Raw genomic sequence first — 26732 nt, forward strand, 5'->3', positions numbered from 1 at the left:
TAGTGAGTCAAATTCAGAGCTGATTCCTCGCTTAAGGGTCAGTGTATTTGATATTGGGAAGAGGTTGTCAGCTGGCTCTTGCCGAAGTATACTGATCAACAATTTGATGCGGGGTGGAGCAGCCTGGTAGCTCGTCGGGCTCATAACCCGAAGGTCGTTGGTTCGAATCCAGCCCCCGCTACCAAATCCTGGAAAACCCCCTTTGTGGGGTTTTTTATTAGGTAGCGAGTAATTGATGTGTGATGGCCGTTCTGGTCATTGTGCGAATATATGGGGCTTTATAGCCCTTTTTTTGTTTTTTTGGCAGGTATTCAGTCGTGGCAGGTAAGCAGTCGCAGCTGGAGACACTTATCGAGCCGATCGTGGAGTCGCTTGATTACCGTCTCTGGGGTATTGAGTTTGTTTCCCGTGGGCGGAATTCAGTGCTTCGGGTCTATATCGACGCAGAAGATGGCATCACCCTGGAAGATTGCGAAAAGGTCAGCCGTCAGGTGAGCGCCGTTATGGATGTAGAAGACCCAATTGCGGACGAATATACCCTGGAAGTATCTTCTCCGGGATTAGACAGGCCGCTGTTCCGGCTTGAGCAGTACGAGATGATGACTGGCCATACGGTCAGTATACGCCTGAGGGTGCCTTTTGAAGGGCGCAGAAAGTATCGGGGCATCATCAAGGGAATTGAAGATCAGGATGTCGTTATAGAGGCCGATGGCCATGAGCTTCTGTTGCCAATCGAAAGCATCGATAAGGCGCAGGTGATACCACAGTTCGACTGAATTATCCTTCAGGCCGGGCGGATATCCCGGTTTAGCAGCCAGGGATGTGTTGGCAGGAGCCTGTCGGACTTGGCCGACCGTAGCGAGAAAAGCCTGATTTGAGAAATTTTTCATGCTGATTTGAGGAGAATAGCAGGGCTATTTGACGAAAAGCGGCATGGATAGTGACCAGATCAGGCTTTTCGCCGCAGGTCAGAAGTGAGTCCGGCAGGCTCCATAGGCATGGACTGGTTCAGCATAGGCGAGGCAGAGCATGAGTAAAGAGATTCTGTTGGTCGTAGAGTCCGTATCCAATGAGAAGGGAGTACCGCCCGAGGTCATCTTTGAGGCGTTGGAAACCGCTCTGGCGACAGCGACCAAAAAACGGTACGAAACCGAAGTGGATATCCGGGTAGCGATCAACCGGGCTAATGGGGAATACGATACATTCCGTCGCTGGACTGTGGTCGCTGACGAGGATTTTGAGTTTCCCGGCATGCATCTGACTCTGGATGAAGGCAAGGAGCACGACGAGTCTCTTGAAATTGGTGGTATCTGGGAAGAACCGGTTGAGTCGGTAGGCTTTGGCCGTATTGCCGCTCAGACAGCCAAGCAGGTGATTGTCCAGAAGGTGCGTGAAGCCGAGCGCCTGCAGATGGTTGAGCAGTACCGTGACAAAATGGGCACCCTGATTTCCGGTACCGTCAAGAAGACAACCCGTGACAGCATTATTGTTGATCTTGGCAATAACGCTGAGGCGGTTTTAAAGAAAGATCAGGTATTGCCCCGCGAGAACTTCAGAATGAGTGCCCATGTTCGGGCCCTGCTCCATGAAGTGTCCACCGAGGGGCGTGGTCCTCAGTTGATGCTGTCAAGAACAGCGCCAGCGATGCTGGTTGAGCTGTTCCGTATTGAAGTTCCTGAAATTTCAGAAGAAGTGATTGAGATTAAAGGTGCTGCCAGAGATCCGGGTTCACGGGCCAAGATTGCCGTGAAAACCAATGATGGCCGGATTGATCCGGTCGGTGCCTGTGTTGGTATGCGTGGTGCCCGTGTTCAGGCGGTCTCCGGTGAACTGGGCAATGAGCGTGTTGATATCGTGCTTTACGATGACAACCCGGTGCAGTACGTGATTAATGCCATGCAGCCGGCCGAAGTGGCTTCAATCGTTGTCGATGAAGACAAAGGCACGATGGATATTGCGGTCAGTGAAGATAATCTGGCTCAGGCTATTGGCCGTGGTGGCCAGAATGTCCGCCTTGCCAGTGAACTGACGGGCTGGATCCTGAATGTCATGACCGAAGAGGATGCCGTCGCCAAACAGCAGCAGGAAGCCGGTCGCGTGGTTCAGGCCTTCAGGGAAAGACTGGATGTTGATGATGATCTGGCGGAACTGCTGGTGGCAGAAGGTTTTACCTCCATGGAAGAGATTGCATACGTCCCCCTTGAGGAGATGTTGGCCATTGAAGGCTTTGATGAAGATATCGTTGAACAGTTGCGCTCAAGGGCCAAGGATCAGTTATTGACTCAGGCCATTGCCCAGGAAGAAAAGCTCGATGGTACCCAGCCTGCTGATGACCTTCTGAATATGGAAGGTATGGAGCAGCCACTGGCCTATGAGCTGGCCAGTCGCGGTGTCGTTACGATGGAAGACCTGGCTGAACAATCGATCGATGACCTTCTGGATATTGACGGAATGGATGAAGATCGGGCTGGTGAGCTGATCATGACGGCGCGGAAACCGTGGTTTGAAGAAGCGGGTAACTGAGCGGGCCACTGAGAGGAGAAGTGTGAATGGCAGATGTAACCGTAGAGCAACTCGCAGCAGTGGTCGGCGCTCCAGTGGAGCGGTTGTTGCAGCAGATGAAAGACGCTGGTCTCACCAAAAGCAGCGCCAAAGAGTCTGTGTCCGATGCAGAAAAACAGCAGCTGCTGGCCCACCTGAAGCGAACTCATGGTGATGCCGGTACCGGTTCTGAACCGACCAGGATTACGCTGAAGCGTAAGACGGTCAGCCGCATGAAAGTGTCTGGTGGCAGTTCAGGCAAAAACAAAGTCGTTAACGTGGAAGTGCGTAAAAAGCGCACTTACGTCAAGCGCGAAGCCGCTGAAGAAACACCAAAAGCTGATGAAGCGGCGGCTCGTCCCGAAAAGCAGGAAGAGCGTGGCCAGCGTCGGGATGACCGTGGTCAGCGTAAAGATGATCGCGGCCCACGCCGGGATGATCGTGGCCAGAAAGATGAGCGCGGCGCGCGCAGCGGTGATGACCGTGGCTCCCGTTCCGGTGAACGCGGTGCTCGTCAGGGCGGTGAGCGTTCTGGTGGTGACCGTGGCCCACGTCCGGGTGGTGATCGTGGTCAGCGCACCGGTGGCGCTCCGGCACCTTCGGCAGCACCTTCTTTCGGTGATGCACCGCCGCCGGCAGATGACCGCAAGTCCCGCAACAAGCGTGGCAGCAAGGGTAAGGATCGTCGTAATGACAATGACGATCTGCCGCGCCGTGGTAAAGGTGGTCGCAACGAGCGTGATGATCGCCGTGGCGGCAGTCGCAAATTTGCTCGTACCATGGCACCTGAGTCCATGGCCGCTCACGGCTTTACCAAGCCAACAGCGCCGGTTGTTCGTGAAGTTTCCATCCCGGAAACCATCACGGTTGCAGAGCTGGCCAGCAAGATGGCCATCAAAGCGGCGGACGTTATCAAGGCCATGTTCAAAATGGGCTCCATGGTAACCATCAACCAGGTTATCGATCAGGATACTGCCAGTATCGTGGTTGAAGAAATGGGCCACAAATACAAGCTGACCAAGGCGGACGCCATCGAAGATACCCTGGTGGATGATCAGCTGGAAGATGTTGCTTACGAAGCCAAGCCCCGTGCGCCGGTCGTGACCGTCATGGGTCACGTTGACCACGGTAAGACCTCGCTGCTGGACTACATTCGTAAGAGTCGCGTTCAGGCTGGCGAAGCCGGTGGTATTACCCAGCACATTGGTGCCTACCACGTAGAAACGGATCGTGGCATGGTGTCCTTCCTGGATACGCCCGGACACGCGGCGTTTACCGCCATGCGTGCCCGTGGTGCCAAGGCGACGGATATCGTTATTCTGGTTGTTGCAGCAGACGACGGTGTCATGCCGCAGACCGAAGAAGCGGTGCAACACGCGAAAGCGGCTGGCGTACCTATCGTGGTGGCCGTGAACAAGATGGATAAGCCGGAAGCGGATCCGGATCGGGTGAAAAACGAGCTGTCTGCCCGTGATGTTATTCCTGAGGAGTGGGGTGGCGATACGCAGTTTATGCCAGTATCTGCCCTGACCGGTGAAGGTGTTGAAGATCTGCTGGAAGCGGTTATTCTTCAGGCCGAAGTACTTGAGCTGACCGCTCCGGATGAAGGGCCTGCCCGTGGTGTCGTTGTTGAGTCCCGACTGGATAAAGGTCGTGGTCCTGTGGCCACCGTTCTGGTTCAGGGCGGTAAGCTGAATCAGGGTGATAATATCCTGGTAGGACAGCAGTACGGTCGCGTACGTGCGATGCTGGATGAGAACGGTCAGCCCATCAAAGAAGCGGGTCCTTCTATCCCGGTAGAGATTCTGGGTCTGGATGGTACGCCGGATGCTGGTGACGAAATGCTGGTGGTTCGCGATGAGCGTAAAGCCCGCGAAATCGCCCTGTTCCGTCAGGGTAAGTTCCGTGAAGTCAAGCTGGCTCGTCAGCAGGCTTCCAAGCTGGAGAATATGTTCTCCAGAATGGGTACTGAAGATAAGAAGACGCTCAACATCGTCCTCAAGGCGGATGTACGAGGCTCCCTGGAGGCGCTGACCGCTTCTCTGGAAGAGCAGGGTAACGATGAGGTCGAAGTAAGGGTAATCTCTGGCGGTGTTGGTGGTATTACCGAAACCGACGCCAACCTGGCCCTGGCTTCCAACGCGGTTATCGTCGGCTTTAACGTTCGTGCCGATGCTTCTGCCCGTAAAGTGGTAGAGACCGAAGAGCTGGATCTGCGTTACTACAGCGTTATCTACGACATCATTGATGACGTTAAGAAAGCGCTGACCGGTATGCTGGGCTCCGATACCCGTGAACAGATCGTGGGTACCGCCGAAGTTCGTGAAGTATTCCGTTCACCGAAGTTTGGCGCTGTAGCTGGCTGTATGGTTATTGAAGGTACCGTGTACCGCAACGACCGTATCCGCGTGCTGCGTGATAACGTGGTGATCTACGAAGGTGAGCTGGAGTCTCTGCGTCGTTACAAGGATGATGTCAACGAAGTGCGTAACGGTATGGAGTGTGGTATCGCCGTTAAGAGCTACAACGACGTTAAGCCTGGTGACAAGATCGAGGTTTACAAGACGATTGAAGTACAGCGTACGCTTTAATTCGTTATGCGTGTGAAATAGACGCCAAAGCCTGCGGTTTCCTCTGCAGGCTTTTTTAACCACAAAGGCACAAAGTCACAAAGGGAAGGATTGCTTTGTGTCTCTGTGCCTTTTGTGCCTTTTGGGTATTGTGGTTTACGGAGTGAGTATTCAATGGCTAAAGAGTACAGTCGTACCCAGCGAGTAGCCGACCAGATTCAGAAAGAACTGGCTCAGCTGATTCAGCTGGAAATGAAAGATCCTCGTCTTGGCATGGTCACGGTCAGTGTGGTCGAAGTGAGCCGGGATCTCGCCTTTGCGGATGTTTATGTCTCTTTTCTTGGGGTGGATGACCAGGAAAAAATTGATCAATCCCTGGAGATATTGAGTCAGGCGGCGGGGTTCCTGCGTTCTCAGCTGGCCAGGGCCATCAAGCTGAGGTTTACCCCGCGGCTCCGCTTTTACTATGACAACAGTCTGCGGCGCGGGGCTTACCTGTCCTCGCTGATCGATCAGGCGGTTGCCAAAGACGCTAAAGCGGATAAAGGCTCAGAAGAAGGTACCGAGGAGTAAGTCATGGCCAGAAGAGGTCGACGCGCTAATCGTGGCCGTCCGGTGGACGGCATTATTGTGGTTGATAAAGTGTATGGCGCTTCTTCCAACGAGGTGCTCCAGCGAGTGAAACGGCTGTTTAATGCCGCCAAGGCGGGCCATACCGGCAGTCTTGATCCGCTGGCGACGGGCGTTTTACCCATCTGTCTGGGGGAGGCCACCAAGTTTTCCCAGTATTTGCTGGATTCTGATAAATCCTACCGCACCACCATGAAAATGGGGGTGAGAACCACCACGGGTGATCGTGAGGGGGAGATTGTCGAAGAGCGCCCGGTGACGGTCGCCCGTTCTGATGTGGAGGCCATTCTGCATCAGTTCCGGGGTGATGTTGAGCAGGTGCCCAGCATGTTCTCTGCGCTTAAGCACAACGGCAGGCCGTTGTACGAATATGCCCGGGAAGGGATTGAAGTTGAGCGCCCTTCGCGCACCATTACCGTTCATCGTCTGGAGCTGCTGGACTTTGACGGGGATGAGTGTGTGTTCGAGGTGGATTGTACCAAGGGAACCTATATCCGCACGTTGGTTGAAGATATTGGTGAGGCCCTGGGCTGCCTTGGTCATGTTGCTGAGCTGAAGCGCCTCAAGGCAGGCCCTTACACTGAGCATCAGGCGCACTCCCTGGATGAGCTGGCGGCCATGCGGGATGAAGCCCGTGAGTCGGCCCTGGATGTCGACCAGCGTATTGAGTTTGCCGAGCTGTCCGCTCTGGCGGATGTGCTGGGTCGTGACAAGCTGGAACAAGCGCAGTCAGAGCGCCTGAGGGAGTTGTCGAAAATCCGCAATAAGGCTGGTGATTGTGTTATTGATGATCTGTTGTTGCCTCAGGATAGTGCTGTCAGTGACTGGCCGCAGGTCAAACTGGGTGCAACCAGCAGTTATTATGTTTCCCAGGGGAATCCGGTCCAGGTACCTCAGGCACCGACATCCGGCAATGTCCGCATCTATGGCGTTGCTGAAGGTGTTGAAGGCGTGGTGTTCCTGGGTATCGGCGAAATTACCGATGATGGCCTGGTAGCACCCAAGCGTCTGGTCAAAGGCTGATTCAGCCAGAAATATGCGATTCCATTTATGTAGTTTTTTTGGACGCGTTCACAACATAGTGATAGAATTCGTCGCTTGTTTAAATGGCTGGCTGTAAATATGCACGGTCATGCCGGTTATCTGTATTGCATATTATCTGGAGATTGAACAATGGCTTTGACTGCTGAACAGAAAGCTGAAATCCTGAAGAAATTCGCTCGCACTGAGGGCGACACCGGCTCCCCTGAAGTTCAGGTGGCTCTGCTGACCGCTAACATTGAAGGTCTGCAGGGACACTTCAAGGTGAATCACAAGGATCATCACTCTCGTCGTGGTCTGATTCGCATGGTAAACCAGCGTCGTAACCTGCTGGACTACCTGAAGCGTAAGGATGTTGAACGTTACCGCAGCCTGATCCAGCTTCTGGGTCTGCGTCGCTAATCGTTTGATACAGTTATTTGGGATGGTGGTGTCTTGATATCACCTCCCACAGTCAAGGCACCGCGAGCTGCACTACATGTGGCTGGCGGTGTTTTGTTATTTGCGGGTTGAGAATGTTGTCAGCCCGGGCATTAACTCTCTGCTGGTTGCGACTGCCGGGCTCTGTTTTCTCTGGTAGTCTTGGACAAGAATTACCCATGCCTGCACTCTGTCTGCATGGGGTGCAATTCAGAGACTTCGATGCAGAGGTCTCTGAATTGCATCCATCTCTATGACAGTGTGGATGCAGGTGGGGTGATATCGTTTGGTAATAAAGGAAAATAACGTGAGTATTGCTCCAAAAGCATTGATAAAGACTTTCCGGTTCGGTGAGCACACCGTGACCCTGGAAACTGGACGGATTGCCCGTCAGGCCACCGGTGCCGTGCTGGCAACCATGGGTGAGCTGCAGGTTCTGGCGACGGTAGTGGGTGCTAAAAGTGCCCGTGATGGTCAGGACTTTTTCCCGTTATCCGTTCACTACCAGGAAAAGGTGTACGCGGCGGGTAAAATTCCCGGTGGCTTCCTGAAACGTGAAGGCAAGGCCAGCGAAAAAGAGACGCTGACTTCCCGTCTGATTGACCGTCCTATCCGTCCGCTGTTCCCGAAAGGGTTCATGAACGAAGTTCAGGTCATCATCACAGTGATGTCGGTGGATAAGAAGAACGATCCTGACATTCTGGGCATGATTGCCACTTCTGCGGCCCTGGCTATTTCCGGTATTCCCTTTGCCGGTCCTGTGGGTGCTGCCCGTGTTGGTTTCACTGAAGACGACGGTTACATTCTCAACCCATCTTTCGAGCAGATGAAAAAGTCTGAGCTGGACATGGTGGTTGCCGGTACCAGTGACGCTGTGCTGATGGTTGAGTCTGAAGCGCAGGAACTGACAGAAGATGAAATGCTGGGTGCAGTTCTGTTTGCTCAGCAGGAGTACCAGGCGGTTATTGCTGCCATTAAAGAGTTTGCGGCAGAAGCCGGCAAGTCAACCTGGGACTGGCAGCCAGAGCCAGAAAAAACGGCAGTGAAAGAAGCCGTTGCTGCTGGCTTTGAGCAGAAAATTCGTGAGGCCTATGGCATCACCATCAAGCAGGAGCGCAGCAACAAGCTGGCGGAACTGCGCGCTGAAGCTGAAGCTGAGCTGGTTGGCGAAGACGAAGGCAAGTTCAGTACGGATGATGTTCAGACCTACTTCAGCAAGCTGGAGAAGTCCGTCGTCCGTGGCAACATCATTAACGGTCAGCCACGTATCGATGGTCGTGATACCAAAACCGTTCGCCCGATCACGGTAGAAGTGGGCGTTCTGAAAAAGACCCACGGTTCTGCCCTGTTCACCCGTGGTGAAACTCAGGCTATCGTTACCACCACGCTGGGTACAGCCCGTGATGCGCAGTTTGTCGATGCCCTGGAAGGTGAAAGCCGTGACCCGTTCATGCTGCATTACAACTTCCCTCCCTACTCTGTAGGTGAGGCTGGTCGTATGGGGCCTCCGGGACGCCGTGAAATCGGCCATGGTCGCCTTGCCCGTCGTGGTATTCAGGCGGTACTGCCCGGTGAAGAAGAGTTCCCTTATACCATCCGTGTGGTGTCTGAAATTACCGAATCCAATGGTTCCAGCTCCATGGCTTCCGTCTGTGGCTCTTCCCTGGCGCTGATGGATGCCGGTGTACCTCTGAAAGCACCGGTTGCCGGTATCGCCATGGGTCTGGTTAAGGAAGGCGAGCAGTTTGCAGTCCTGACCGATATTCTGGGGGATGAAGATCACCTGGGTGATATGGACTTTAAAGTGGCCGGAACTGCCCACGGTGTTACGGCGCTGCAGATGGACATCAAGATTGCCGGTATCACTGAAGAGATCATGGATATCGCCCTTGACCAGGCTCTGCATGCGCGTCTGCATATCCTGGCCGAGATGAATAAAGTCATCGCCCGTTCCCGCAGTGAACTGTCGCCAAACGCACCAATGACCATGACCCTGAAGATTGATCAGGACAAGATTCGTGATGTTATTGGTAAAGGTGGTGCCACTATCCGTTCTATCTGTGAAGATACCGGTGCATCGGTTGATATTGCTGACGACGGCACCGTTAAAATTTATGGTGAGACCCGGGAAGTCTGTCAGGCCGCTTATGATCGTGTCTACGGCGTCACTGCTGAAGCGGAAATCGGCAAGATTTACAACGGTACGGTCACTCGCATTGTTGAGTTTGGTGCTTTTGTTAATATCCTGCCAGGTCAGGATGGTCTGGTGCATATTTCCCAGATTGCTGATCATCGGGTTGAGAACGTTGCTGACTACGTCAAGATGGGACAGACGCTTGAAGTGGTTGTGATGGATCTGGACAACCGTGGTCGTATTAAGCTGAGCATGAAAGAAGTTGCTCGTATTAAAGAGCAGCAGGCTGCAGCGGCTGAGTAATCAGCGTTTCAAAGAGGCTGGCCTCAGTGCCAGTCTCTCTCAATATCTGGTTGTGCATTGGAATTTTCTGCTACTCCCTGATGGAGTTATTCTGTGACCCGCAAGAAAAATGAGAGTCACTTTTTTCACGAATTAAGGTTAGTCTGACTGTGTTTAACCCACATGGCGGTGGAACCTAATAATCTTCTTGAGGTCAAACTTCGATATTTATAGTCCAGGCGTGCAGGGCTTTATTCTGAAGGCATCATCAACCCACTCTCATCCAAAACCAGCTAGAGTTGACCGGAAAGTCAGCTCAAGCGGTATTCCTGACAGCTCCAGAAACAGATTTAACGGCAAAAGAGTCTATCAGACTCATAAAGATACAGCTTCAGCGCTGAATGATGCCAAGGATATTGAGGATGCCTTTTGGCAAAAAAAACTATTGCAAGGACGTCACATCACCCCGGCTGATGTGCTCACAGCATATAGAAATGATACAACGTCTCTCAGGGGTGGTTTATTCCTTGAGAGGCTTTGCTTAAAGAACCTTCTTTATAACAATCAAAAAGTTTTCCCGGATCAGGTCATTCAGGAATTCAACCGGAAGCCAAATCTAAATAAGTACAAATTAGCGATAGCGCGCTTCAAATCGCAATGTTGTATAAGGGGACGGCTGTTGCATGGCCAGCGGGTCACGCCGGATGTGGTGGTAAAAGAATATCAGGCAGCCAAAGCATCAATGGAGCTGGCCCGTTTCAAGCAACTCTGTTGTCTGAGGGGGCTGCTATTGAATGGTAACCCGGTCAGACCGGATGCAGTGGTTAAGGATTTTCCGGATAGTCCCGAAGGCAAGATGGGACTGGCGCGCTTTAAAGCGGAATGTTGCCTGAGGGGCCTGTTATTGAATGGCCAGCGAGTCACTCCCGATGCGGTGATTAAGGCTTATCAGGCAGTCAGTGCAACACTTGAGTTGGCGCGCTTTAAGGCGGAATGTTGCTTTAGGGGGCTACCGTTGAATGGCCAGCAAGTCACACCGGATGAAGTGATTAAGGCTTTCCCGTGTAGCCCGCAAGGCAAGCTGGGAATAGGGCGCTTTAAAGTGGAATGTTGCCTGAGGGGGTTGTCATTGAATGGCCGACCGGTCACGCCAGAGGCGGTGGTTAAGGATTATCAGGCAATCAAGGCGACACTGGAGCTGGCCCGCTTTAAATCGGAGTGTTGCCTGAGAGGCTTTCAATTGAATGGCAAGCGGATCTCACCGGATGTGGTGTTTAAGGGTTATCAGGCTGCCAGTGCAACATTGGAACAGGCGCGCTTCAAAGAGGCATGTTGCCTGAAGGGCCTGCTGTTGAAAGGCCAGCAGGTCAAACCTGAGGCGGTCGTTAAGGGTTATCAGGCAGCCAAGGCAGCATTGGATTTGGCGCGCTTCAAAGAACGATGTTGCTTGAACGGCGTGCCGTTAATGGGGCAGCCGGTCACACCCGATGAGGTGGTTAAGGGTTTTGAGGAGGCCAAAGCAACACTGGAGCTGCCGCGCTTCAAACAGGAATGTTGTCTGAGAGGGCTGTCGTTGAATGGCCAGCCGGTTACACCGGATACGGTGATTAAGGATTTCCCGGACAATTCGAAAGGCAGGCTGGGGATGGCGCGCTTCAAACAGGCATGTTGCCTCAGGGGAGTGGCGTTGAATGGTCGGCTGGTCGAAGCGGATGCAGTGGTTAAGGATTATGAAGACGGTGGCTGGTTAATGGAAAGGGCTTTTTTTTATGTACAGCTGGCATTAACGGCAAGAGAATTGAATGGTGCCTATCTGGATAACCGGCAAGTGTTAGAAGCATTTAATGAAGTACCCGGCGATCATGCTGTAAAGCAAGCCGGGTATCTGATTCAAAAGCTGAAACAACCCAGGCATTATGATGAAAACAATGCAGCTCAGGAGATACTTCAAGCGGCTTGGCAAATCTTAAACAACGCATCCCATAAAGACGACGAGCAACAACGACTGCAATGTCAATTGCAATTCATGGCTATGCACTGTGGGTTGTCAATTGATCATCAGAGAGTGTCAGCAGAGCAGGTATTGCAATCCATCAAAGGACTGAGAAACTCGTTTCAGAGTTCACGTATCCATTTCTTCTTCCTGGCGCATTGCTGTATCACAAGACAGTTGGTTAATGGACGACACGTTCATAAGAGTCAGGTTCTGGAGTGTCTTCAGCGCTTTTCTGAAGGAAGCAAGATGCGCCATGCTCTGGGCTTCTGGTTTGAACAATGCAGCTGTGAAGCCAATATAATGGATAATATGCTGTTTAAACGAGAAAATACCGTTGTTCGTGGTAGTGATAGTCATCAAAAATGCTCAGCCTGTGACAGTCAAGCTGAGGCTTCTTTTGCGGTCAGTAGAGAGCACCCAGGATCACCTGAACAGTGTACTGACAACGTTTGGTTTGACTGGTTTTCCACAGATGGAAACGGGTGTTCAGCCAATCTTGACAAAGGAGGCCCACTTCCTTGTCAGGATACTTATTTCAATTCAATAACGCTGAAAACACTGGAGATTATTCAGGAAATCAATAATTCTTATACCGACCCTCCCATTCTGGTTACCGGTTCATACGCACGCTTTTTACAGAACCTCCACTCATCATTTGATGATATTGATATTATCTGCACGAAAGAAGCATCTGTCAGAACCCTTTTTGACAAGCTGCAGGCACTGAATACCGACAGTGAGTCAGACATCCCCCAAAGCGTCATCATCTGGCCTGTCCCGGGATGTCAGGCGATGAAACTGCCAAAGGCCTGGAGTATTCATCTTAAAGACGGTGATCTGGGTATAAAGACAATGGGGTTTAAGGTTCATGTTGACACCAGAGTAACCGACGGAAATGCATCACGACTGCCCGTTCTCGTTCCTGGCGTTGAGAGGCCGGTATGGTGTTTGTTGTTTGCTGAAGAAACCAGATTGTTGAACGATACGCTGCAATATCTCACGGATAACCTTGATCAGCTGACAGAGCAATTGCACAAAGGCGCAGCATTCGACCTGCCTCAAACCATTCTGTTTCACAACCCCCAAAACACCGGGGAGCGTATTTATGGTTTGCTGATAGGCTGTCTGCTTATCCTGAATAAAGCCAAACAGTTTATCGCCCTGCACTCTGAAGGAAAACCTGGTTGCCGACCTAACCCGCTTCAGGAAGAATATCAACGTCTTCATGCGCTGACTGAGAATCTTCAAATGAAATTGACTCACCATGTTTGCCGCCACGATTTTGAGCACAGAGTTAACGACTGGTTATCAACAACCCGGCCTGTGAATGAGTGTGAGGTCAAGAGGAAGGAGGCTGTCGAGGAACTGCTTACGCTGATGAAGCCTGCATAAGATCGGGTAGATTCAACTCATTGAGCATTTGGTTACACTGGATGCAAGCCATAAAAAAAGCACCGTGTGGTGCTTTTTTTATGGTTGATGATTACTCATCAAGGAAGCTGCGGAGGTGATCCGAGCGCGTTGGATGGCGCAGTTTTCTCAGGGCCTTCGCTTCAATCTGACGGATACGCTCACGGGTAACGTCAAACTGCTTGCCCACTTCTTCCAGTGTGTGGTCGGTGTTCATATCGATACCGAAGCGCATTCTCAGTACCTTGGCTTCACGAGCGGTGAGGCCAGCCAGAACCATACGGGTAGATTCCTTCAGACCTTCACCGGTTGCCCGGTCGATAGGCGACTGCATGGTAGCATCTTCAATAAAGTCACCCAGGTGCGAATCTTCATCATCACCAATGGGTGTCTCCATGGAGATAGGCTCTTTGGAGATCTTCAGTACCTTACGAATCTTGTCTTCTGGCATATCCATGCGCACAGCCAGTTCGTCCGGTGTGGGTTCCCGGCCCATCTCCTGCAACATCTGTCGTGAGATCCGGTTCAGCTTGTTGATGGTTTCAATCATGTGAACCGGAATACGGATGGTGCGAGCCTGGTCTGCGATCGATCGGGTAATCGCCTGGCGAATCCACCAGGTGGCATAGGTCGAAAATTTATAACCACGGCGATATTCGAACTTGTCCACCGCCTTCATCAGACCGATGTTGCCTTCCTGAATCAGGTCAAGGAACTGCAGGCCGCGGTTGGTGTATTTCTTGGCAATAGAAATAACCAGACGAAGGTTGGCCTCAACCATCTCTTTTTTGGCACGGCGGGCACGGGCTTCGCCAAGGGACATTTTACGGTTGATGTCTTTTATCTGGACCAGGGAAAGATCAAACTCTTTCTCGATATTGGCCAGCTTTTTCTGGGCACGAACAATCTCTTCGCGATAGTTCTGCAAAGCTTCTATGTAACCGCCGCTGCCAGCGGCCAGTTCATCGATCCAGCCAAGGTTGGTTTCGTTGCCCGGAAATACCTTAAGGAAGATCTTGCGGGGCATTTTGGATTTGCGAACACACAGCTGCATGACCGCGCGTTCGTTATCACGGATGCGCTCCACGGCATTGCGGATTCGGAACACCAGCATGTCGAAGATGCGTGGAACCAGCTTCAGCGGCATGAAAGCCTCGGCCAGTTCTTCAAGTGCCGCCTGGCTGTTATCACGGCCATGAGTGGCAATAGCCCTGGTGGCTTTTTCCAGGGCATCTCTCAGAAGGGTGAAGCGCTCTCTGGCCTCTTCCGGGTCAAGTCCGCTATCGCCCTCTTCTTCGCTGTCTTCATCATCACCATCGTCGTCATCGTCATCAAGTGAATCGTCGATTTCGATATCGTTAACATCGGTATTGGTGATCTCAGTATCATCGTCGGGATCTATATAGCCACTGATAACGTCAGTGAGGCGACCTTCTTCTTCGGTAAGGCGGTCATACTCGTCGAGGACAATCTGGGCAGAACCGGGGAATTGAGCCAGTGCCGACATGACTTCACGCCAGCCTTCCTCGATGCGTTTGGCAATCTGGATTTCGCCCTCACGGGTTAACAGCTCTACGGTACCCATTTCCCGCATGTACATGCGGACAGGATCAGTGGTTCTTCCTGCTTCCTGTTCGACGGCGGCAAGCGCTGCGGCTGCTTCTTCGGCGGCAGCTTCATCGGTGTCGGCTTCAGCCATGAGCAGGGTATCGGCGTCGGGAGCGGTCTCGTAGACGCTGATACCCATGTCATTGATCATGCGGATAATATCTTCCACCTGATCAGGATCGGAAATATCTTCCGGAAGATGGTCATTAACCTCCGCGTAAGTCAGGTACCCCTGTTCCTTACCACGGGCGATAAGCTCTTTTAATCTGGATTGTTGTTGCGAATTTGCTGACATATCAACCCTTTAACAGCGGATATTGACGAACCGGACAAAAAAACGTAAGCAGGCAATTATAGCTCATAAACTGGGTATAGTACCACAGGGCAGCGGCCCGACTTGGTTGGACGAGGTACCGGAATGCATTCCATGACGCGGGTTACCTTTCCTTGGTGTTTTCAGACCGGGTTTGAATTAGAAATGTGGCCAATAATGCAGTTCCACGGGACACAGTGACATTCAAGTATACCTAATATTTTTTGTTGTGCAGTTATTTTTTTATGCATCGATTCGAAGAATCGGTTGCGTTTGCCTGACACTACCAAAAAAAAGATTAACTTTCTCCTTTTTTTTCGTGGTTTTTGCCGGGTGTTATGTCGGTTGCCTGCTGTTGCGTCATCTGCTCTCTGAGCGCTTCCTGATGTTGGCGGAACTGCTGGCGAAGTTCTTCGTTAATTTGTCCCGGCTTTTTGTTCTGGAAGCTCTGGATAAGTGATTTGTACAGGTTCTTCTGATGGTTTAATCCTGCTTTCCGGCGAATGCTGGCCAGGGTTTCCAGAAACTCATCCCGGTGAGCGGTGGTGCCGTGGTCCAGGGCTGCCAGGGCGTGCAGGCGTTGTCCTTTTTCTGTGCCGTACCATTGGGCAATAAGCGTGCTGGCTGTCAGTGACGGCTCTTTTTTCAGGATGGTTAACAGGTCGATCAGTAATTGACTGTCACTGTCGTTTTCCAGTTTCAGGTGGTCAAATGGCTCGGAAACTTCCCGGGCAAACTCCGGATTACATAATAACTGTCGTATGGCATAACCACAGGTCACCAGTCTGGCTGAGTTGGCCAGATGGCCGGTGGAAGGCCTGCGTGAAATCTCAGGAGTGTTATAGATCGGGTGTTCTTCTGGTGCGTACTGTCTTTCTTCGTAGTCTGCATCGATGAAAGGCGCTGGCTCATAATGACCATGATGAACCTGTGCTTCCTGGCTTATGTTGCGGGTTTCCGGCTCTGGCCGGCTTGTGGATAACTCTCTGGTGCGTGCACTTTCCTGAAAGTGAGCTTCCAGGTAGTGTGTGTCGAGTCCTGTCCGGTCTGAGAGCTTTTTCACCAGCAACTGGCGAAACAAGCCTTCGGGCAGTTTATCAAGATAAGGTTGAGCCAGTTTGGCCAAACGGGCACGACCATCCATGGTGGTCAGATCCAGCTCTGACTCCAGTTCCCGGAACAGTAAGTTGTCCAGGCTGATGGCCTGGCTTTTGATTCGCTCAATAAAGCTTTCGGAGCCTTCCTTGCGAACCATGCTATCCGGGTCTTCGCCCTGTGGCAGGAACAGGAAGCGGGCCTGACGACCATCCTGCATGTTGGACAGTGTCGACTCCAGTGCACGCCATGCCGCCCGTCGGCCGGCATCATCGCCATCGAAGCAGAAAATGACTTCAGGCACCACTTTGAACAGTCGCTGCATATGGTCAGGGGTGGTGGCTGTGCCAAGGGTTGCCACCGCGTTGGTGATTCCCTGTTGAGCCAGTGCCACCACGTCCATATACCCTTCAACCACCAGGATGCGGCTCAGCTTGCGGTTGGCCTGCCGGGCTTCAAACAGTCCGTAAAGCTCTTTGCCTTTGTGAAAAACCGGGGATTCGGGAGAGTTCAGATACTTGGGTTTTTCATCGCCCAGAACACGGCCACCAAACGCAATGTAGCGACCCCGGCTATCCCGGATAGGGAAAATGATGCGTTCCCGGAAGCGATCGTACACCGTATTGCGGTCTTCATTGTTGACCAGCATGCCGGTGGTGATCAGCTGTTGCTCTTTTTCTGGTGAGGTAGCCAGCTCTTTTTTCAGGTTGTCCCAGCCCGGCGGTGCAAAGCCGATGGCAAAGTGCTGGCAGGTCTGCGGATCAAGTCCCCGGTTTTTCAGGTAGTGGGATGCCCTTGGGGATTGCTCATGCTGTTTCAGCTGGCGGCTATAGAAGTCCACTGCGCGATCCAGCAGATTGTAGAGTTCGCTGTGGTCCGGGCCCCGTTGCCGGTGCGGGTTTTCTTCCCTGGGGACTTCCAGGCCCAGCTGTCCTGCCAGTGTGTCAACCGCTTCAGGAAAGTCCAGGTGGTCGTGGTCCATAACAAAGCCAACGGCGTTGCCACTGGCTCCGCAGCCAAAGCAGTAGTAGAACTGCTTGTCAGGGCTCACCGTAAAGGAAGGGGTCTTTTCTTTATGGAAAGGGCAGCAGGCAGAGTAGTTGCGACCGGTTTTTTTCAGCTTAACCCGGTGATCGATAACATCGACGATATCAATGCGGGTCAATAGGTCATCAATAAAATACTGGGGAATCCGTCCGGCCATGGTGGAGTGTTCGTAAACAAGGAAAGAATGTGATTTGAAGACTCATTCTATCATTTACCTGGGCGAATGTCGGTATTTATAAGATATTGTTAAAACTTTTGTCTAAGCTGCTGGCTATTTATTGGAGGTTGGGATTGAGTTGGGAGCAAAACAAATGCTGCCGGTTTTGCAATCAGGAATCAACAGCTATCGTGGGTGTAGTCAGGTGCCGCTATCTACCAGCGGTTAATACTAACTCAGGCGCGACTTAACAATTTTGCTGATGGATGACATGTCCGCCCGACCCTGCGCCTGTGGTTTGACAATGCCCATCACCTTGCCCATGTCGGCCATGCCGGAGGCACCGGTGCTGTTAATGGCGAGGTCAACCAGTTCGGTGATTTCAGTTTCCGATAGCGGGGTGGGGAGAAAGTCAGCAAGAACCTCAAGTTCCAGCTTTTCCTGTTCAGCAAGATCCGTGCGCCCGGCAGACTCGAACTGTTCAATGGCATCGCGACGCTGCTTTACCATTTTGTCCAGGACTGCCAGGGCACGTTGATCGTCTAATGATTTTTCATCGACTTCAATTCGCTTCAGTTCGGCCAGGGCCAAACGGATTGTACCCAGTCGTGGCTTGTCGCGATTGCGCATGGCATCCTTCATGGCTTCTGTCAGTTGATCCCTGACAATGCAATCACTCATGACACGTTCCTTTTTACCTGATGTTAAGGTTGGAGGGTTCAAAGCTCAATGGTAGTCAACGCGTAAATCACAGGATTGAAGCAACCGACGTTAAGGTCAGTTGATCAATACAGACGCTCACGACGACGCTGCTCGCGCTGCAGTTTTTTAAGATGACGCTTAACAGCAGCAGCGGCCTTGCGCTTGCGAACGGTAGTTGGCTTCTCGTAGTGCTCACGACGACGAACTTCAGCCAGGATACCAGCTTTTTCACAAGAGCGCTTGAAACGGCGCAGGGCTACGTCAAACGGTTCATTCTCTTTAACTTTAACAGCAGGCATGCAGAGATCACCTTCCTTTTAATAACAAATGTTGACCATGAATCCGCCCCGGTCAGTGCGACTGAGGGCTAAAAAACTCACGGCTGGATTACAGCCAATGCTGCGCGAATGCGATAAATCGCCTCTGTGATTACCAGTATCGTGCTTTGAAAAGACGGGTCTTTACCCAAAGCAGGACGTTAATACTCACACTAACAGGACAGATTAGTCGCAGTTTTTCAAGGGCGCGAATTTTAAAGCTTATTCAACAAAAATGCAAAAAACGCCCACTTAAGTAGTTAACCAAATGAAATCATATATTTCTGGCTAAGTGGACAGTCACTCTCGGCAACTGCTCCTGCGTTGCTCTAGCTCCTGCATCCATGCAGTCGTGCGGCGTTACAACTCCGGTCACATAGCTACGGTTATGCTCCCTGCGTTGTGCCTTGCATAGTAACTGCCCACTTAGCCAGAAATATACGATTCCATTTGGCCAACTACTTAACGTATGATTCTTTCCTTTTATGAAATATCCGGATTCGGGAATTTCATTGGCTCTTTTTTGCACACATTGTTTCACAGGTTGGTTGAATGATTGTTCTCGGGATAGAAACTTCCTGCGATGAGACCGGCATTGCCCTCTATGACAGCGGGAAAGGTCTGCTGAGCGATGCCCTGTTCAGTCAGATTGATATGCACATCGATTACGGTGGTGTGGTACCTGAACTGGCTTCCAGAGACCATATCCAGAGAGTATTGCCCCTGATTAACCAGGTGCTTGAGCAGGCAGGCATCTGTAAAGATCAGATCGATGCCATAGCCTACACCCGTGGCCCCGGGCTGGTGGGGGCCCTGATGGTGGGAGCCTGTATTGGCAAGGCACTGGCCTGGGCCTGGGGCATTCCATCGGTGGGGGTTCACCATATGGAAGGTCATCTGCTGGCCCCCATGCTGGAAGAAACACCCGTAGCGTTTCCATTTGTGGCGCTGCTGGTATCCGGTGGCCACACTCAGCTGGTGCAGGTAGCTGGTATTGGTCGTTACACCCTGCTGGGTGAGTCGGTTGACGATGCCGCCGGAGAAGCTTTTGATAAAGTAGCTGCGATGCTGGGTCTGGATTACCCCGGTGGTCCTGCCATTGCCCGGCTGGCAGAACAGGGGCAGGAAGGGCGTTTTCGTTTCCCACGGCCCATGACCGATCGCCCGGGACTGGATTTCAGCTTCAGTGGCTTGAAAACCTACACCCTGAATACCGTGGCAAAATGCCGTGAAGAAGCAATAGCCAAAGAGCCTATGGTTCAGGATCGTGCGGATATTGCCCGTGCCTTTGAACAGGCGGTGGTGGCAACCCTGACCATCAAATGTCGCCGTGCCCTGCAGCAGACCGGTATGAAGCAGCTGATTATTGCTGGAGGCGTCAGTGCCAATCAGTCACTGCGGGCTGCCCTGGAATCCATGGTGGAAAAAGAAGGTGCGGTACTGCGTTATGCCCGTCCTCAGTTCTGCACGGATAATGGTGCCATGATCGCTTATGCTGGCTGTCAGCGGCTGCTTGCTGGTCAGAGCGATGGGCCTGAAGTGGTGCCTGTGCCTCGCTGGCCTATGGAAGAGCTGGAGCCTGTCGGCTAGTCACAGAAGCCTTTTAAAGATGGGAACCACAAAGGCACGGAGACACAAAGTTTTTTGTTCTGATGTTACCTGTCGAGCAGGTCGTGCCCATCTTTACCTTTGTGCCTCTGTGTCTTTGTGGTTTGATGTTTATTTCCTTTTTTTTAGCGACAGCTTCTTTAGATTTCGTTTTCTGCGCCACTATTTTCATGATTAAAAGAGCGTGAGTTTGACTCCCATGGATAAAGTACGAATAGAAGCCATTGAAACCCGGGCGGTTATCGGTGTTTATGAGTTCGAGCACGAAGCACCACAGCCATTGGTGCTGGACCTGGAACTGACGACTGATTTTACCCGCGCTTTTACCAGTGACGACTTACAGGATGCGCTGGATTACGACGCCATTACCCGACATGTCAGGGCATTTTGTGAGGCCTCCCGGTATCAGCTGATTGAGGCATTGGCTGGCGGTATCATCACTCAGGTGATGAAGCATTATCCGGTGGATAAAGTGGCTGTCACCATTCGCAAGCCGAAGGCTTTGACCAATGCGCTTGCTACTGTCTGGTGTGAGCGAACCCGTACACAGATGATGGGACAGGAATAGCTGACAGTGACTGTCTATGTGCTTGGTATTGGTTCCAATATTAACGCTGAGTATCAGTGTCGTCAGATGATCGCTGCACTGGAGCAGCGATTTGGTAAGGTTAGGGTCAGTGAACTGGTGACCACGAAAGCGGTTGGTGTTGAGGCTCCCGACTACATTAACGGGGTGGTTTGCCTTGAGTCAGATATGAGTGCTGAGGCATTGCAGCAATGGTGCAAGAGGCTTGAAGGGCAACTGGGAAGGGATCGCGAACAGCGCCTTTGTGCTGCGGATATTGATCTTTTACTGGCGTTGGACTGTTCTGGTGCCCTTGTAGTGGAAAAGTTGATCAATCAGGTTAAAGAACCCTGGTTTCGGCCCCTGGTAACAGAGCTGTTAAACAGGAGTATGAGGGAATTGGTATAATTACCATAAAAAAAGGCCGTCTTGAAAAGACGGCCAGAGTATTCAGGGGTTAGCCTGAAAAAACATGGCAAAATAGCCTGCGCTTATGTGCTAGCGTTGTTTTCATTCATCTTCGCCAGCTCATTGTTCAAACGGTCCAAACGCTCCAATAGAGGTGAGGGATCAGTGAACAGCGAGGGTATTGGGCCTTGAGGTAAAGAGATTGGATTAATCAAGAGGGCTCTTTCGTCACTGTATTCAGAACTATTGTCACTGTATTCAGAATCATCGTCAGGATTTAATTTACTATCAATGACGGGGTGGTGGCTATGGAGCTCATCTTTTGCGTCTGCAACGAACCTACTGCCGGAGAGAAATCTCTCTACCTCTTCTGGCGAGCCATCGCAAATCTTTTCCAGCAATTCCATGCGACCGGAATGATGGTGCCTTACAGGCTTCAATGTTGGCATTTGCTCAATTAATTCACGGATCGCCATTTCTCGCTCCTCACGCTCAAACAAATGCTTGGGCATGGCAGCAACGCTCTCGCCATCGTCATTCGCCTCTGAACTGTTCTCAGAGAAACAGAAATCACCATCGACTGTACGAACTCTTGGTTGGCTGCTTTTTGCGCTCAGTAGCTCATTGTGAGCATGCACATTTTCCTCGGTCAGAGCGAAGAGTTTTTCTCCAATCTCGGCTGCCAGGGCTTCTGGGCTGTCTAATTGTTCCGGTGTTTGTTGTTCTACAGAAACTCCGGGTCTAATGACAACAGGAACTTCGGGTTCAACAACAGGAACTTTGGGTTCAACAACAGCAACTATAGGTTCAACAGCTACAGGAGTTTCGGGTTCAGTGACAACAGAAGCTTCAGGTTTGCTGGCCAGCGCACTGTTTTTGACAATGGTTTGGGACTTATCGTAGCCCTCATGCCTGCCATCAACGTCACTGTACTTAACCATCCAGTGGTTGCTGAGTCGGCCAGGTGCCTCTTCCCATTTTACCTTGCCATCAAGGTCTTTCAGGACTTTGCCATTTTCATCTCTCTGGGCAACATAGCCTTGATATGGAGCCTGGCGCATCTTGCTCCACTTCATGCCTTCCTGATTCTGGTAATCCGGGGCAGACACTCTTCCGTTGTAAGCCGGGGTTAGCTTCCTGTCAGGCGTGGGGATGATCACATCGTTCACCTGGGCATACATGGTTTTGTCGACACCAGTGACATTGCCGCCGGCATCTTTGGTGAAGATATCCAGGGCGTTACCCTTCGCATCTTTGTAAACCCAGTTTTTCAAACGCCCAATGTCCAGCCTGTCGCGTTTGTCTGATACCCTTTTATCGAAATCAGGATCTTGAGGGTCACGAACAAGTGCACCGTTTTTCCAGTCATCAATGTCTTGTGTACGGTGTTCCTGAAGGTTCGGGCACATCTGGTTCAGGTAATCAAGCTCTTGTTGGATCGAGGTCTTCTCGCACTCTTTGGCATAGATTGCCAGGTGGCGCTTGTTGATATCGATATACCTTTGCTGATCGCTGATGAGCTTATTTAATGACTCAATCGCAGACTTGTTTCCACCTTTTTCTGCCTGCTTCAGCTCTTTCTGCATTTCTCCAAGCCTGGATTCTAACTTTTTAGCCCATGCCTGAACTTCTTCTTTATAGGCTTCAGGATTCGGCGCTCTATTGATGAAGTTTTTGGTATCCTCGTTGTTCGGGTAGGCCGCATCAAAATCAGCCATCATTGTCGCCACGTCTTTGCCAAGGGTTTGTACTGCTGCGTGAAGCTTGGCGTGATATTGTTCTCTGACCAGCTTGAATGCTGCGATCACGTTCTCATCAGTGCATTTAAATACAGGACGTTTGGGAGGCTCGCCGGGGTGAACAGGCGCTTTTTGATCAAGTGCTTTACCTTTCTTCGCCGCTTTCTGTTTGGCATTCTGGTATTTTGCATTGTCCTTGATGAATGCTGCCAATAACTGTTCGTAAGCTGCCATTTCTTTGTTGTAATTATACATAGCGGTGGCCAGCGCAGGGTCGTTACCCAGTCTCATGGCTACTGATGCATGGTCAGCATCCAGTAAATGATCTACAACCTTACCGCCCGGGGTCTTCTCTTTAACCGTCACGGTTGCCCGATTATTTTCGTTAGCTACCGCCAGGGTACGGGTCGGGGTGTAGTAGTATTTTTCACCGGTTTTTGGATCTTCGTGGAGTACTTTTTCTTTGTGCAGCTTCAGCTTGTTAGCCGCCAGTTGCTCATTGAACAGGTGGTTGGCTTCAGCGCGAGCTTTTTGATTCTTTACCTTGTCTTTAACTTCCATGTCGGTAACACCGAAGTGGTTGGCCAGCCTTGCGCAATTCAAGTCCTCGTGAAGCTGGTTATGCCGTTGCTTGGCCTCTGTCATGCAGAGCTTGTCAAATGCCTGACTTTTTTCCTGCTTGAGAGCATCCTCAGCCTGCTGTGCAGCGGTTTTCTGCTCCAGCTTTCTGGCATTATACTTGGCCGGATGGAATACATAGAGTAACCCTTCGTAAGCAGGGGTAATCACGTAATCTTGCAGAGGTTTGGTAACAAATTTAACAGCGTTAAAGATGAGCTTTAAGGGGGCAACAAGGAATGAGCCCACGACTTTCAACTTACCAATTACACGCTCGCCCAGGCTGAGCTTGTGAATGACAGTAATTGGCTGTTCTTTTGTCTCAGAAGTTTTCTCAGCAGTTTTGCCTTCAGCAGTTTTGCCTTCAGCAGTTTTGCCTTCAGCAGTTTTGCCTTCAGCAGTTTTGCCTTCAGCAGTTTTGCCTTCAGCAGTTTTGCCTTCAGCAGTTTTGCCTTCAGCAGTTTTTTCTGGCTTTTCAGCAGTTTTGCCTTCTGCGGTTTTTTCTACCGGAGTCGTCTTGGCAGGTTTCACCGGAGCAGGCTCTGTCTGGACAGATTTTTGCGCAGACCCTGCCGGTGTGCCACCTATAGCAGCGATGCCTTGTTTAATTCTGTCAGACAGCTTTAAAGGTCGTGGCTGCCGCTGCGACGTTTGGGTTTGCTTGTCTACCCGGGTTGTTGTGGATGTTGCCACAGGCTGGGCATTAATAACCGGAGACGGTTTGACGCCCGGTGGAGGCGGCGGTACCGGTGGGATGTGAGCCGGAGTTACCTGTGTTACAACTGGACCTGTGTTTGCCATGGTTTATGTCCTTATTCAGTTTGTATGATTAATTACATCAATAAAGTATTGACTGAACATTTGGACACTTTATTTGGAGTTTTGTTCCAGTTTAATACTAATTAATGAAGTGTCAGTAATTAGAATGTGTTTTGGAATGCGTTAAGAGCTTGAAATTACTATCAATAGCTCTTAACGCTGTATCATAGATAGTTGTGGCTCTAATCACTGATTTTATTCGTTAAGATGCATTTTTGATTGAATTTGCTGAAGCCGCTTCTGTCTTAATGCTTCACCCAGGGCTTTTCCTGTGATGTTTTCAGTCATCAAATCTCTGGCTTTAATGGATAAACAGCCAGCCAATAGTTCAATGATCTGGCTTTTTTTCAATTTAACCGTTGCCAAGCTATAGGAAAGAGTCGTAATCAGGCTGATAAAGCGTTCAGGGCGGCGCAGGGCATCGGTGGCTTCAAACAGGGTCATCAGGGACTCTGCATCGTTGCTGTGAATAACCGACGCAACACTTTGGGCGTGCTCTGTGACCAGAAGGGCCATATCGGCATATTCTGAGGGTAATCGCAATCTGGATGAAACACCCTGAACCGTCAGTATGCCATTGGTTTTTTCCGCTTCGGCCTGAGGCAGTAAAGGCGAGAACAGGCAGCCAAACCGGATCAGTGCTGTGTTGTTGTCCCGGGCGGCCATGTTGAGGTGCAATAAGGTCTGGTTATGGATCAGGGATCGGAACTCGGGCAATACGGCTTGAAGAGCGCCGCAGCTTTCCAGGGTTTGAAAGTAGACCGAAGGGCTTGGTTCCATCAAGGCCCTTGATGTTTCCTGCCATACTCTTTCGGGTACCAGATGGGATGCTTCGCCGTTATTCACCATGTTGCCCATTAATTCCAGCGTCTCTTCTGCAACCTGAAAGCCAAGGGGGGCAAGTCTCGCGGCGAACCGGGCAACCCTGAGGATTCTAAGAGGATCTTCCTGAAAAGCAGGCGATATGTGGCGAAGTCGGCGGTTTTTCAGGTCTTCCTGACCTCCGTATGGGTCAATAATGTTCCCGTGCTGGTCCTCTGCCATGGCATTAATGGTTAAATCCCGTCTCAGTAAGTCTTCCTCCAGGGATATGTCAACGGATGTGTAAAAGCTGAAACCCGCATAACCATGCCCGGTTTTGCGTTCCGTTCGGGCCAGTGCGTATTCCTCTTTGGTTTGCGGGTGAAGGAAAACCGGGAAATCCCGGCCAACCGGCTGATAGCCCAGATCCTTCATCTGCCCGGGTGTTGCACCAACGACAACCCAGTCATTGTCCTTAACAGGCAAACCCAGTAATTGATCTCTGACCGCACCACCTACCCGATAGACTTGCATAAATGAGGACTATTCCAGATATAAAAGTAAGAACTGTTTATAGCAAAATGGTGTATTTTTTTCCCTGTTTAAAATTTTATTTTAATATTTTTATCTCTGGGAGATGATTATTTTATAAAAATGGTTCTTTGGGTGTTTTTTGAAATACTTTTCTCTGTTCAAAGCCATAAAATATCTTTAACAATGTGTTGGGTATAGAGGAAGGTACGAAAGCATTCATATCAATAGCGCCTGATGAAGCGTTTTTCCCACCCGATAAATTCATATGGACGTACTTGGGGGAAGGTTATGAGTGGTCATCAATGGGTTAATGAAGCCATCAGCAAAATTGAGGCGGACTTTCAACGCAGTGCAGATACACATCTGATACGGCTTGAATTACCGGGAATCAACGGTGTCGAGGTGTATCTGAAAGATGAAAGCACGCACCCGACGGGCAGCCTTAAGCACCGTCTGGCCAGGTCTTTATTTCTTTATGCCATCTGTAATGGTTGGGTTGATGAGAATACCACCATTATTGAGTCCTCTTCAGGAAGTACAGCCGTTTCTGAAGCCTACTTTGCCCGACTGCTGGGCTTGCCATTTATCGCCGTAATGCCCAGATCGACCTCCATGCAGAAGATACAACAGATCAGGTTTTACGGTGGTCAGTGTCACCTGGTCAATTGCTCCAGTGAGATTTATGCCGAATCCCAGCGGTTGGCCAGGGAGCTGAATGGACACTATATGGACCAGTTTACTTATGCAGAGAGGGCAACAGACTGGCGGGGTAACAACAATATTGCTGATTCCATTTTTCGGCAGATGCGGGCTGAGAAATACCCGGTGCCCAGCTGGATTGTCATGAGCCCGGGAACCGGAGGAACATCGGCCACCATTGGACGCTACATTCGATACCAAAAGCTGAATACCCGGTTATGTGTTGTGGACCCCGATCACTCTGTTTTCATGGACTACTACACCAGTGGTGACTCAAGCCTGACGATTGACCAGGGCTCTCTTATCGAGGGTATTGGGCGGCCGAGAGTCGAACCATCATTTATTCCCGGTGTGATTGATGACATGCGTAGAGTGCCTGATGTAGCCGCTATTGCAACCATTCACTGGCTGGAAAGGATACTGGGTCGCAAGGCTGGCCCGAGTACCGGGACTAATTTATATGGAGCCTTGCAAATTGCTGCACAGATGAAATCCGATGGTCAGGAAGGATCTATCGTTACCCTGTTGTGTGATCCGGGTGATCGTTATCTGGATACCTGTTATAACCCTGACTGGTTTGCTGCCCAGGTTGGGGATATACAGCCATGGATAGACGATTTATGTCGCTTGTACGGCAAATAATACCAACCTTCACAGACTGCCTTCAAAAGAGAACGG

Annotated in this window: 18 protein-coding genes and 1 tRNA gene; 13 read left to right on the forward strand and 6 right to left on the reverse strand. The window is 51.0% G+C overall.

Features of this window, described 5'->3' with window-relative positions:
• Nucleotides 1–107 precede the first annotated feature (107 nt).
• The 9 genes from J7438_RS17270 (at nucleotide 108) to J7438_RS17310 (ending at nucleotide 13006) form a co-directional block, all read left to right on the forward strand.
• Nucleotides 108–184: transfer RNA gene (locus J7438_RS17270), tRNA-Met, on the forward strand.
• Between the two features lie 133 nt (nucleotides 185–317).
• Nucleotides 318–776 (forward strand): ribosome maturation factor RimP, encoded by a 459-nt coding sequence (gene rimP, locus J7438_RS17275; protein ID WP_209202820.1) that lies wholly within the window; start codon nucleotides 318–320, stop codon nucleotides 774–776.
• Between the two features lie 253 nt (nucleotides 777–1029).
• Nucleotides 1030–2523 (forward strand): transcription termination factor NusA, encoded by a 1494-nt coding sequence (nusA, locus tag J7438_RS17280; RefSeq protein ID WP_209277529.1) that lies wholly within the window; start codon nucleotides 1030–1032, stop codon nucleotides 2521–2523.
• A 26-nt stretch (nucleotides 2524–2549) separates the two neighbouring features.
• Nucleotides 2550–5132 (forward strand): translation initiation factor IF-2, encoded by a 2583-nt coding sequence (gene infB, locus J7438_RS17285; protein ID WP_209202822.1) that lies wholly within the window; start codon nucleotides 2550–2552, stop codon nucleotides 5130–5132.
• A gap of 153 nt (nucleotides 5133–5285) precedes the next feature.
• Nucleotides 5286–5684, forward strand: coding sequence for a 30S ribosome-binding factor RbfA (gene rbfA / locus J7438_RS17290; RefSeq protein WP_101746600.1), 399 nt, complete (start codon nucleotides 5286–5288; stop codon nucleotides 5682–5684).
• Nucleotides 5685–5687: 3 nt separating this feature from the next.
• Nucleotides 5688–6764, forward strand: a complete 1077-nt coding sequence (gene truB, locus J7438_RS17295) for a tRNA pseudouridine(55) synthase TruB (protein ID WP_209277530.1) — start codon at nucleotides 5688–5690, stop codon at nucleotides 6762–6764.
• A gap of 150 nt (nucleotides 6765–6914) precedes the next feature.
• Nucleotides 6915–7184 carry a 30S ribosomal protein S15 gene (gene rpsO / locus J7438_RS17300; protein ID WP_209202824.1) on the forward strand — a complete coding sequence of 90 codons (270 nt, stop codon included), beginning with the start codon at nucleotides 6915–6917 and terminating at the stop codon, nucleotides 7182–7184.
• A 331-nt stretch (nucleotides 7185–7515) separates the two neighbouring features.
• On the forward strand, nucleotides 7516–9639 hold the full coding sequence (gene pnp, locus J7438_RS17305) for a polyribonucleotide nucleotidyltransferase (RefSeq protein WP_209277557.1): 2124 nt from the start codon (nucleotides 7516–7518) through the stop codon (nucleotides 9637–9639).
• A 658-nt stretch (nucleotides 9640–10297) separates the two neighbouring features.
• Nucleotides 10298–13006: a hypothetical protein gene (locus J7438_RS17310; RefSeq protein ID WP_209277531.1), complete on the forward strand. Its 2709-nt coding sequence runs from the start codon at nucleotides 10298–10300 to the stop codon at nucleotides 13004–13006.
• Nucleotides 13007–13097: 91 nt separating this feature from the next.
• On the opposite strand, the gene rpoD is transcribed toward J7438_RS17310, so the two are convergent.
• From rpoD to rpsU, 4 genes are all read right to left on the reverse strand, one after another.
• Nucleotides 13098–14927, reverse strand: coding sequence for an RNA polymerase sigma factor RpoD (rpoD, locus tag J7438_RS17315; RefSeq protein ID WP_209277532.1), 1830 nt, complete (start codon nucleotides 14925–14927; stop codon nucleotides 13098–13100).
• A 316-nt stretch (nucleotides 14928–15243) separates the two neighbouring features.
• A complete protein-coding gene (dnaG, locus tag J7438_RS17320; RefSeq protein ID WP_209277533.1) occupies nucleotides 15244–17244 on the reverse strand; it encodes a DNA primase in 2001 nt (666 codons plus the stop codon).
• A gap of 231 nt (nucleotides 17245–17475) precedes the next feature.
• Nucleotides 17476–17925 carry a GatB/YqeY domain-containing protein gene (locus J7438_RS17325; protein ID WP_163370461.1) on the reverse strand — a complete coding sequence of 150 codons (450 nt, stop codon included), beginning with the start codon at nucleotides 17923–17925 and terminating at the stop codon, nucleotides 17476–17478.
• A gap of 104 nt (nucleotides 17926–18029) precedes the next feature.
• Nucleotides 18030–18245, reverse strand: a complete 216-nt coding sequence (rpsU, locus tag J7438_RS17330; RefSeq protein WP_020582360.1) for a 30S ribosomal protein S21 — start codon at nucleotides 18243–18245, stop codon at nucleotides 18030–18032.
• Between the two features lie 570 nt (nucleotides 18246–18815).
• On the opposite strand from rpsU, the gene tsaD reads away from it, so the two are divergent.
• From tsaD to J7438_RS17345, 3 genes are all read left to right on the forward strand, one after another.
• Nucleotides 18816–19853, forward strand: a complete 1038-nt coding sequence (tsaD, locus tag J7438_RS17335) for a tRNA (adenosine(37)-N6)-threonylcarbamoyltransferase complex transferase subunit TsaD (RefSeq protein WP_209277534.1) — start codon at nucleotides 18816–18818, stop codon at nucleotides 19851–19853.
• Nucleotides 19854–20070: 217 nt separating this feature from the next.
• Nucleotides 20071–20439 (forward strand): dihydroneopterin aldolase, encoded by a 369-nt coding sequence (gene folB, locus J7438_RS17340; RefSeq protein WP_209277535.1) that lies wholly within the window; start codon nucleotides 20071–20073, stop codon nucleotides 20437–20439.
• Nucleotides 20440–20445: 6 nt separating this feature from the next.
• On the forward strand, nucleotides 20446–20844 hold the full coding sequence (locus tag J7438_RS17345) for a 2-amino-4-hydroxy-6-hydroxymethyldihydropteridine diphosphokinase (protein WP_209277536.1): 399 nt from the start codon (nucleotides 20446–20448) through the stop codon (nucleotides 20842–20844).
• Between the two features lie 83 nt (nucleotides 20845–20927).
• Here J7438_RS17345 and J7438_RS17350 read toward each other — a convergent pair whose 3' ends face one another.
• Both J7438_RS17350 and J7438_RS17355 read right to left on the reverse strand, forming a co-directional pair.
• On the reverse strand, nucleotides 20928–24002 hold the full coding sequence (locus J7438_RS17350; protein WP_209277537.1) for a hypothetical protein: 3075 nt from the start codon (nucleotides 24000–24002) through the stop codon (nucleotides 20928–20930).
• A 213-nt stretch (nucleotides 24003–24215) separates the two neighbouring features.
• Nucleotides 24216–25355, reverse strand: a complete 1140-nt coding sequence (locus tag J7438_RS17355; protein ID WP_209277538.1) for a multifunctional CCA addition/repair protein — start codon at nucleotides 25353–25355, stop codon at nucleotides 24216–24218.
• 288 nt (nucleotides 25356–25643) lie between these two features.
• Here J7438_RS17355 and J7438_RS17360 point away from each other — a divergent pair, with 288 nt between their 5' ends.
• Nucleotides 25644–26696 carry a PLP-dependent cysteine synthase family protein gene (locus J7438_RS17360; RefSeq protein ID WP_286196668.1) on the forward strand — a complete coding sequence of 351 codons (1053 nt, stop codon included), beginning with the start codon at nucleotides 25644–25646 and terminating at the stop codon, nucleotides 26694–26696.
• The last annotated feature ends 36 nt before the right edge of the window (nucleotides 26697–26732 follow it).

This window comes from Thalassotalea sp. G20_0 (genome assembly GCF_017744175.1).
Taxonomy (GTDB): Bacteria; Pseudomonadota; Gammaproteobacteria; order Pseudomonadales; family Endozoicomonadaceae; genus Endozoicomonas.

Bases quoted from the DNA above. Each gene is read 5' to 3' on its own strand.
- nusA (WP_209277529.1), top strand. From the start codon at position 1,030: ATGAGTAAAGAGATTCTGTTGGTCGTAGAGTCCGTATCCAATGAGAAG.
- J7438_RS17350 (WP_209277537.1), bottom strand. From the start codon at position 24,002: ATGGCAAACACAGGTCCAGTTGTAACACAGGTAACTCCGGCTCACATC.
- truB (WP_209277530.1), top strand. From the start codon at position 5,688: ATGGCCAGAAGAGGTCGACGCGCTAATCGTGGCCGTCCGGTGGACGGC.
- J7438_RS17360 (WP_286196668.1), top strand. From the start codon at position 25,644: ATGAGTGGTCATCAATGGGTTAATGAAGCCATCAGCAAAATTGAGGCG.
- J7438_RS17325 (WP_163370461.1), bottom strand. From the start codon at position 17,925: ATGAGTGATTGCATTGTCAGGGATCAACTGACAGAAGCCATGAAGGAT.
- tsaD (WP_209277534.1), top strand. From the start codon at position 18,816: ATGATTGTTCTCGGGATAGAAACTTCCTGCGATGAGACCGGCATTGCC.
- rpsO (WP_209202824.1), top strand. From the start codon at position 6,915: ATGGCTTTGACTGCTGAACAGAAAGCTGAAATCCTGAAGAAATTCGCT.
- J7438_RS17355 (WP_209277538.1), bottom strand. From the start codon at position 25,355: ATGCAAGTCTATCGGGTAGGTGGTGCGGTCAGAGATCAATTACTGGGT.
- rbfA (WP_101746600.1), top strand. From the start codon at position 5,286: ATGGCTAAAGAGTACAGTCGTACCCAGCGAGTAGCCGACCAGATTCAG.
- folB (WP_209277535.1), top strand. From the start codon at position 20,071: ATGGATAAAGTACGAATAGAAGCCATTGAAACCCGGGCGGTTATCGGT.
- rpsU (WP_020582360.1), bottom strand. From the start codon at position 18,245: ATGCCTGCTGTTAAAGTTAAAGAGAATGAACCGTTTGACGTAGCCCTG.
- infB (WP_209202822.1), top strand. From the start codon at position 2,550: ATGGCAGATGTAACCGTAGAGCAACTCGCAGCAGTGGTCGGCGCTCCA.
- dnaG (WP_209277533.1), bottom strand. From the start codon at position 17,244: ATGGCCGGACGGATTCCCCAGTATTTTATTGATGACCTATTGACCCGC.
- rpoD (WP_209277532.1), bottom strand. From the start codon at position 14,927: ATGTCAGCAAATTCGCAACAACAATCCAGATTAAAAGAGCTTATCGCC.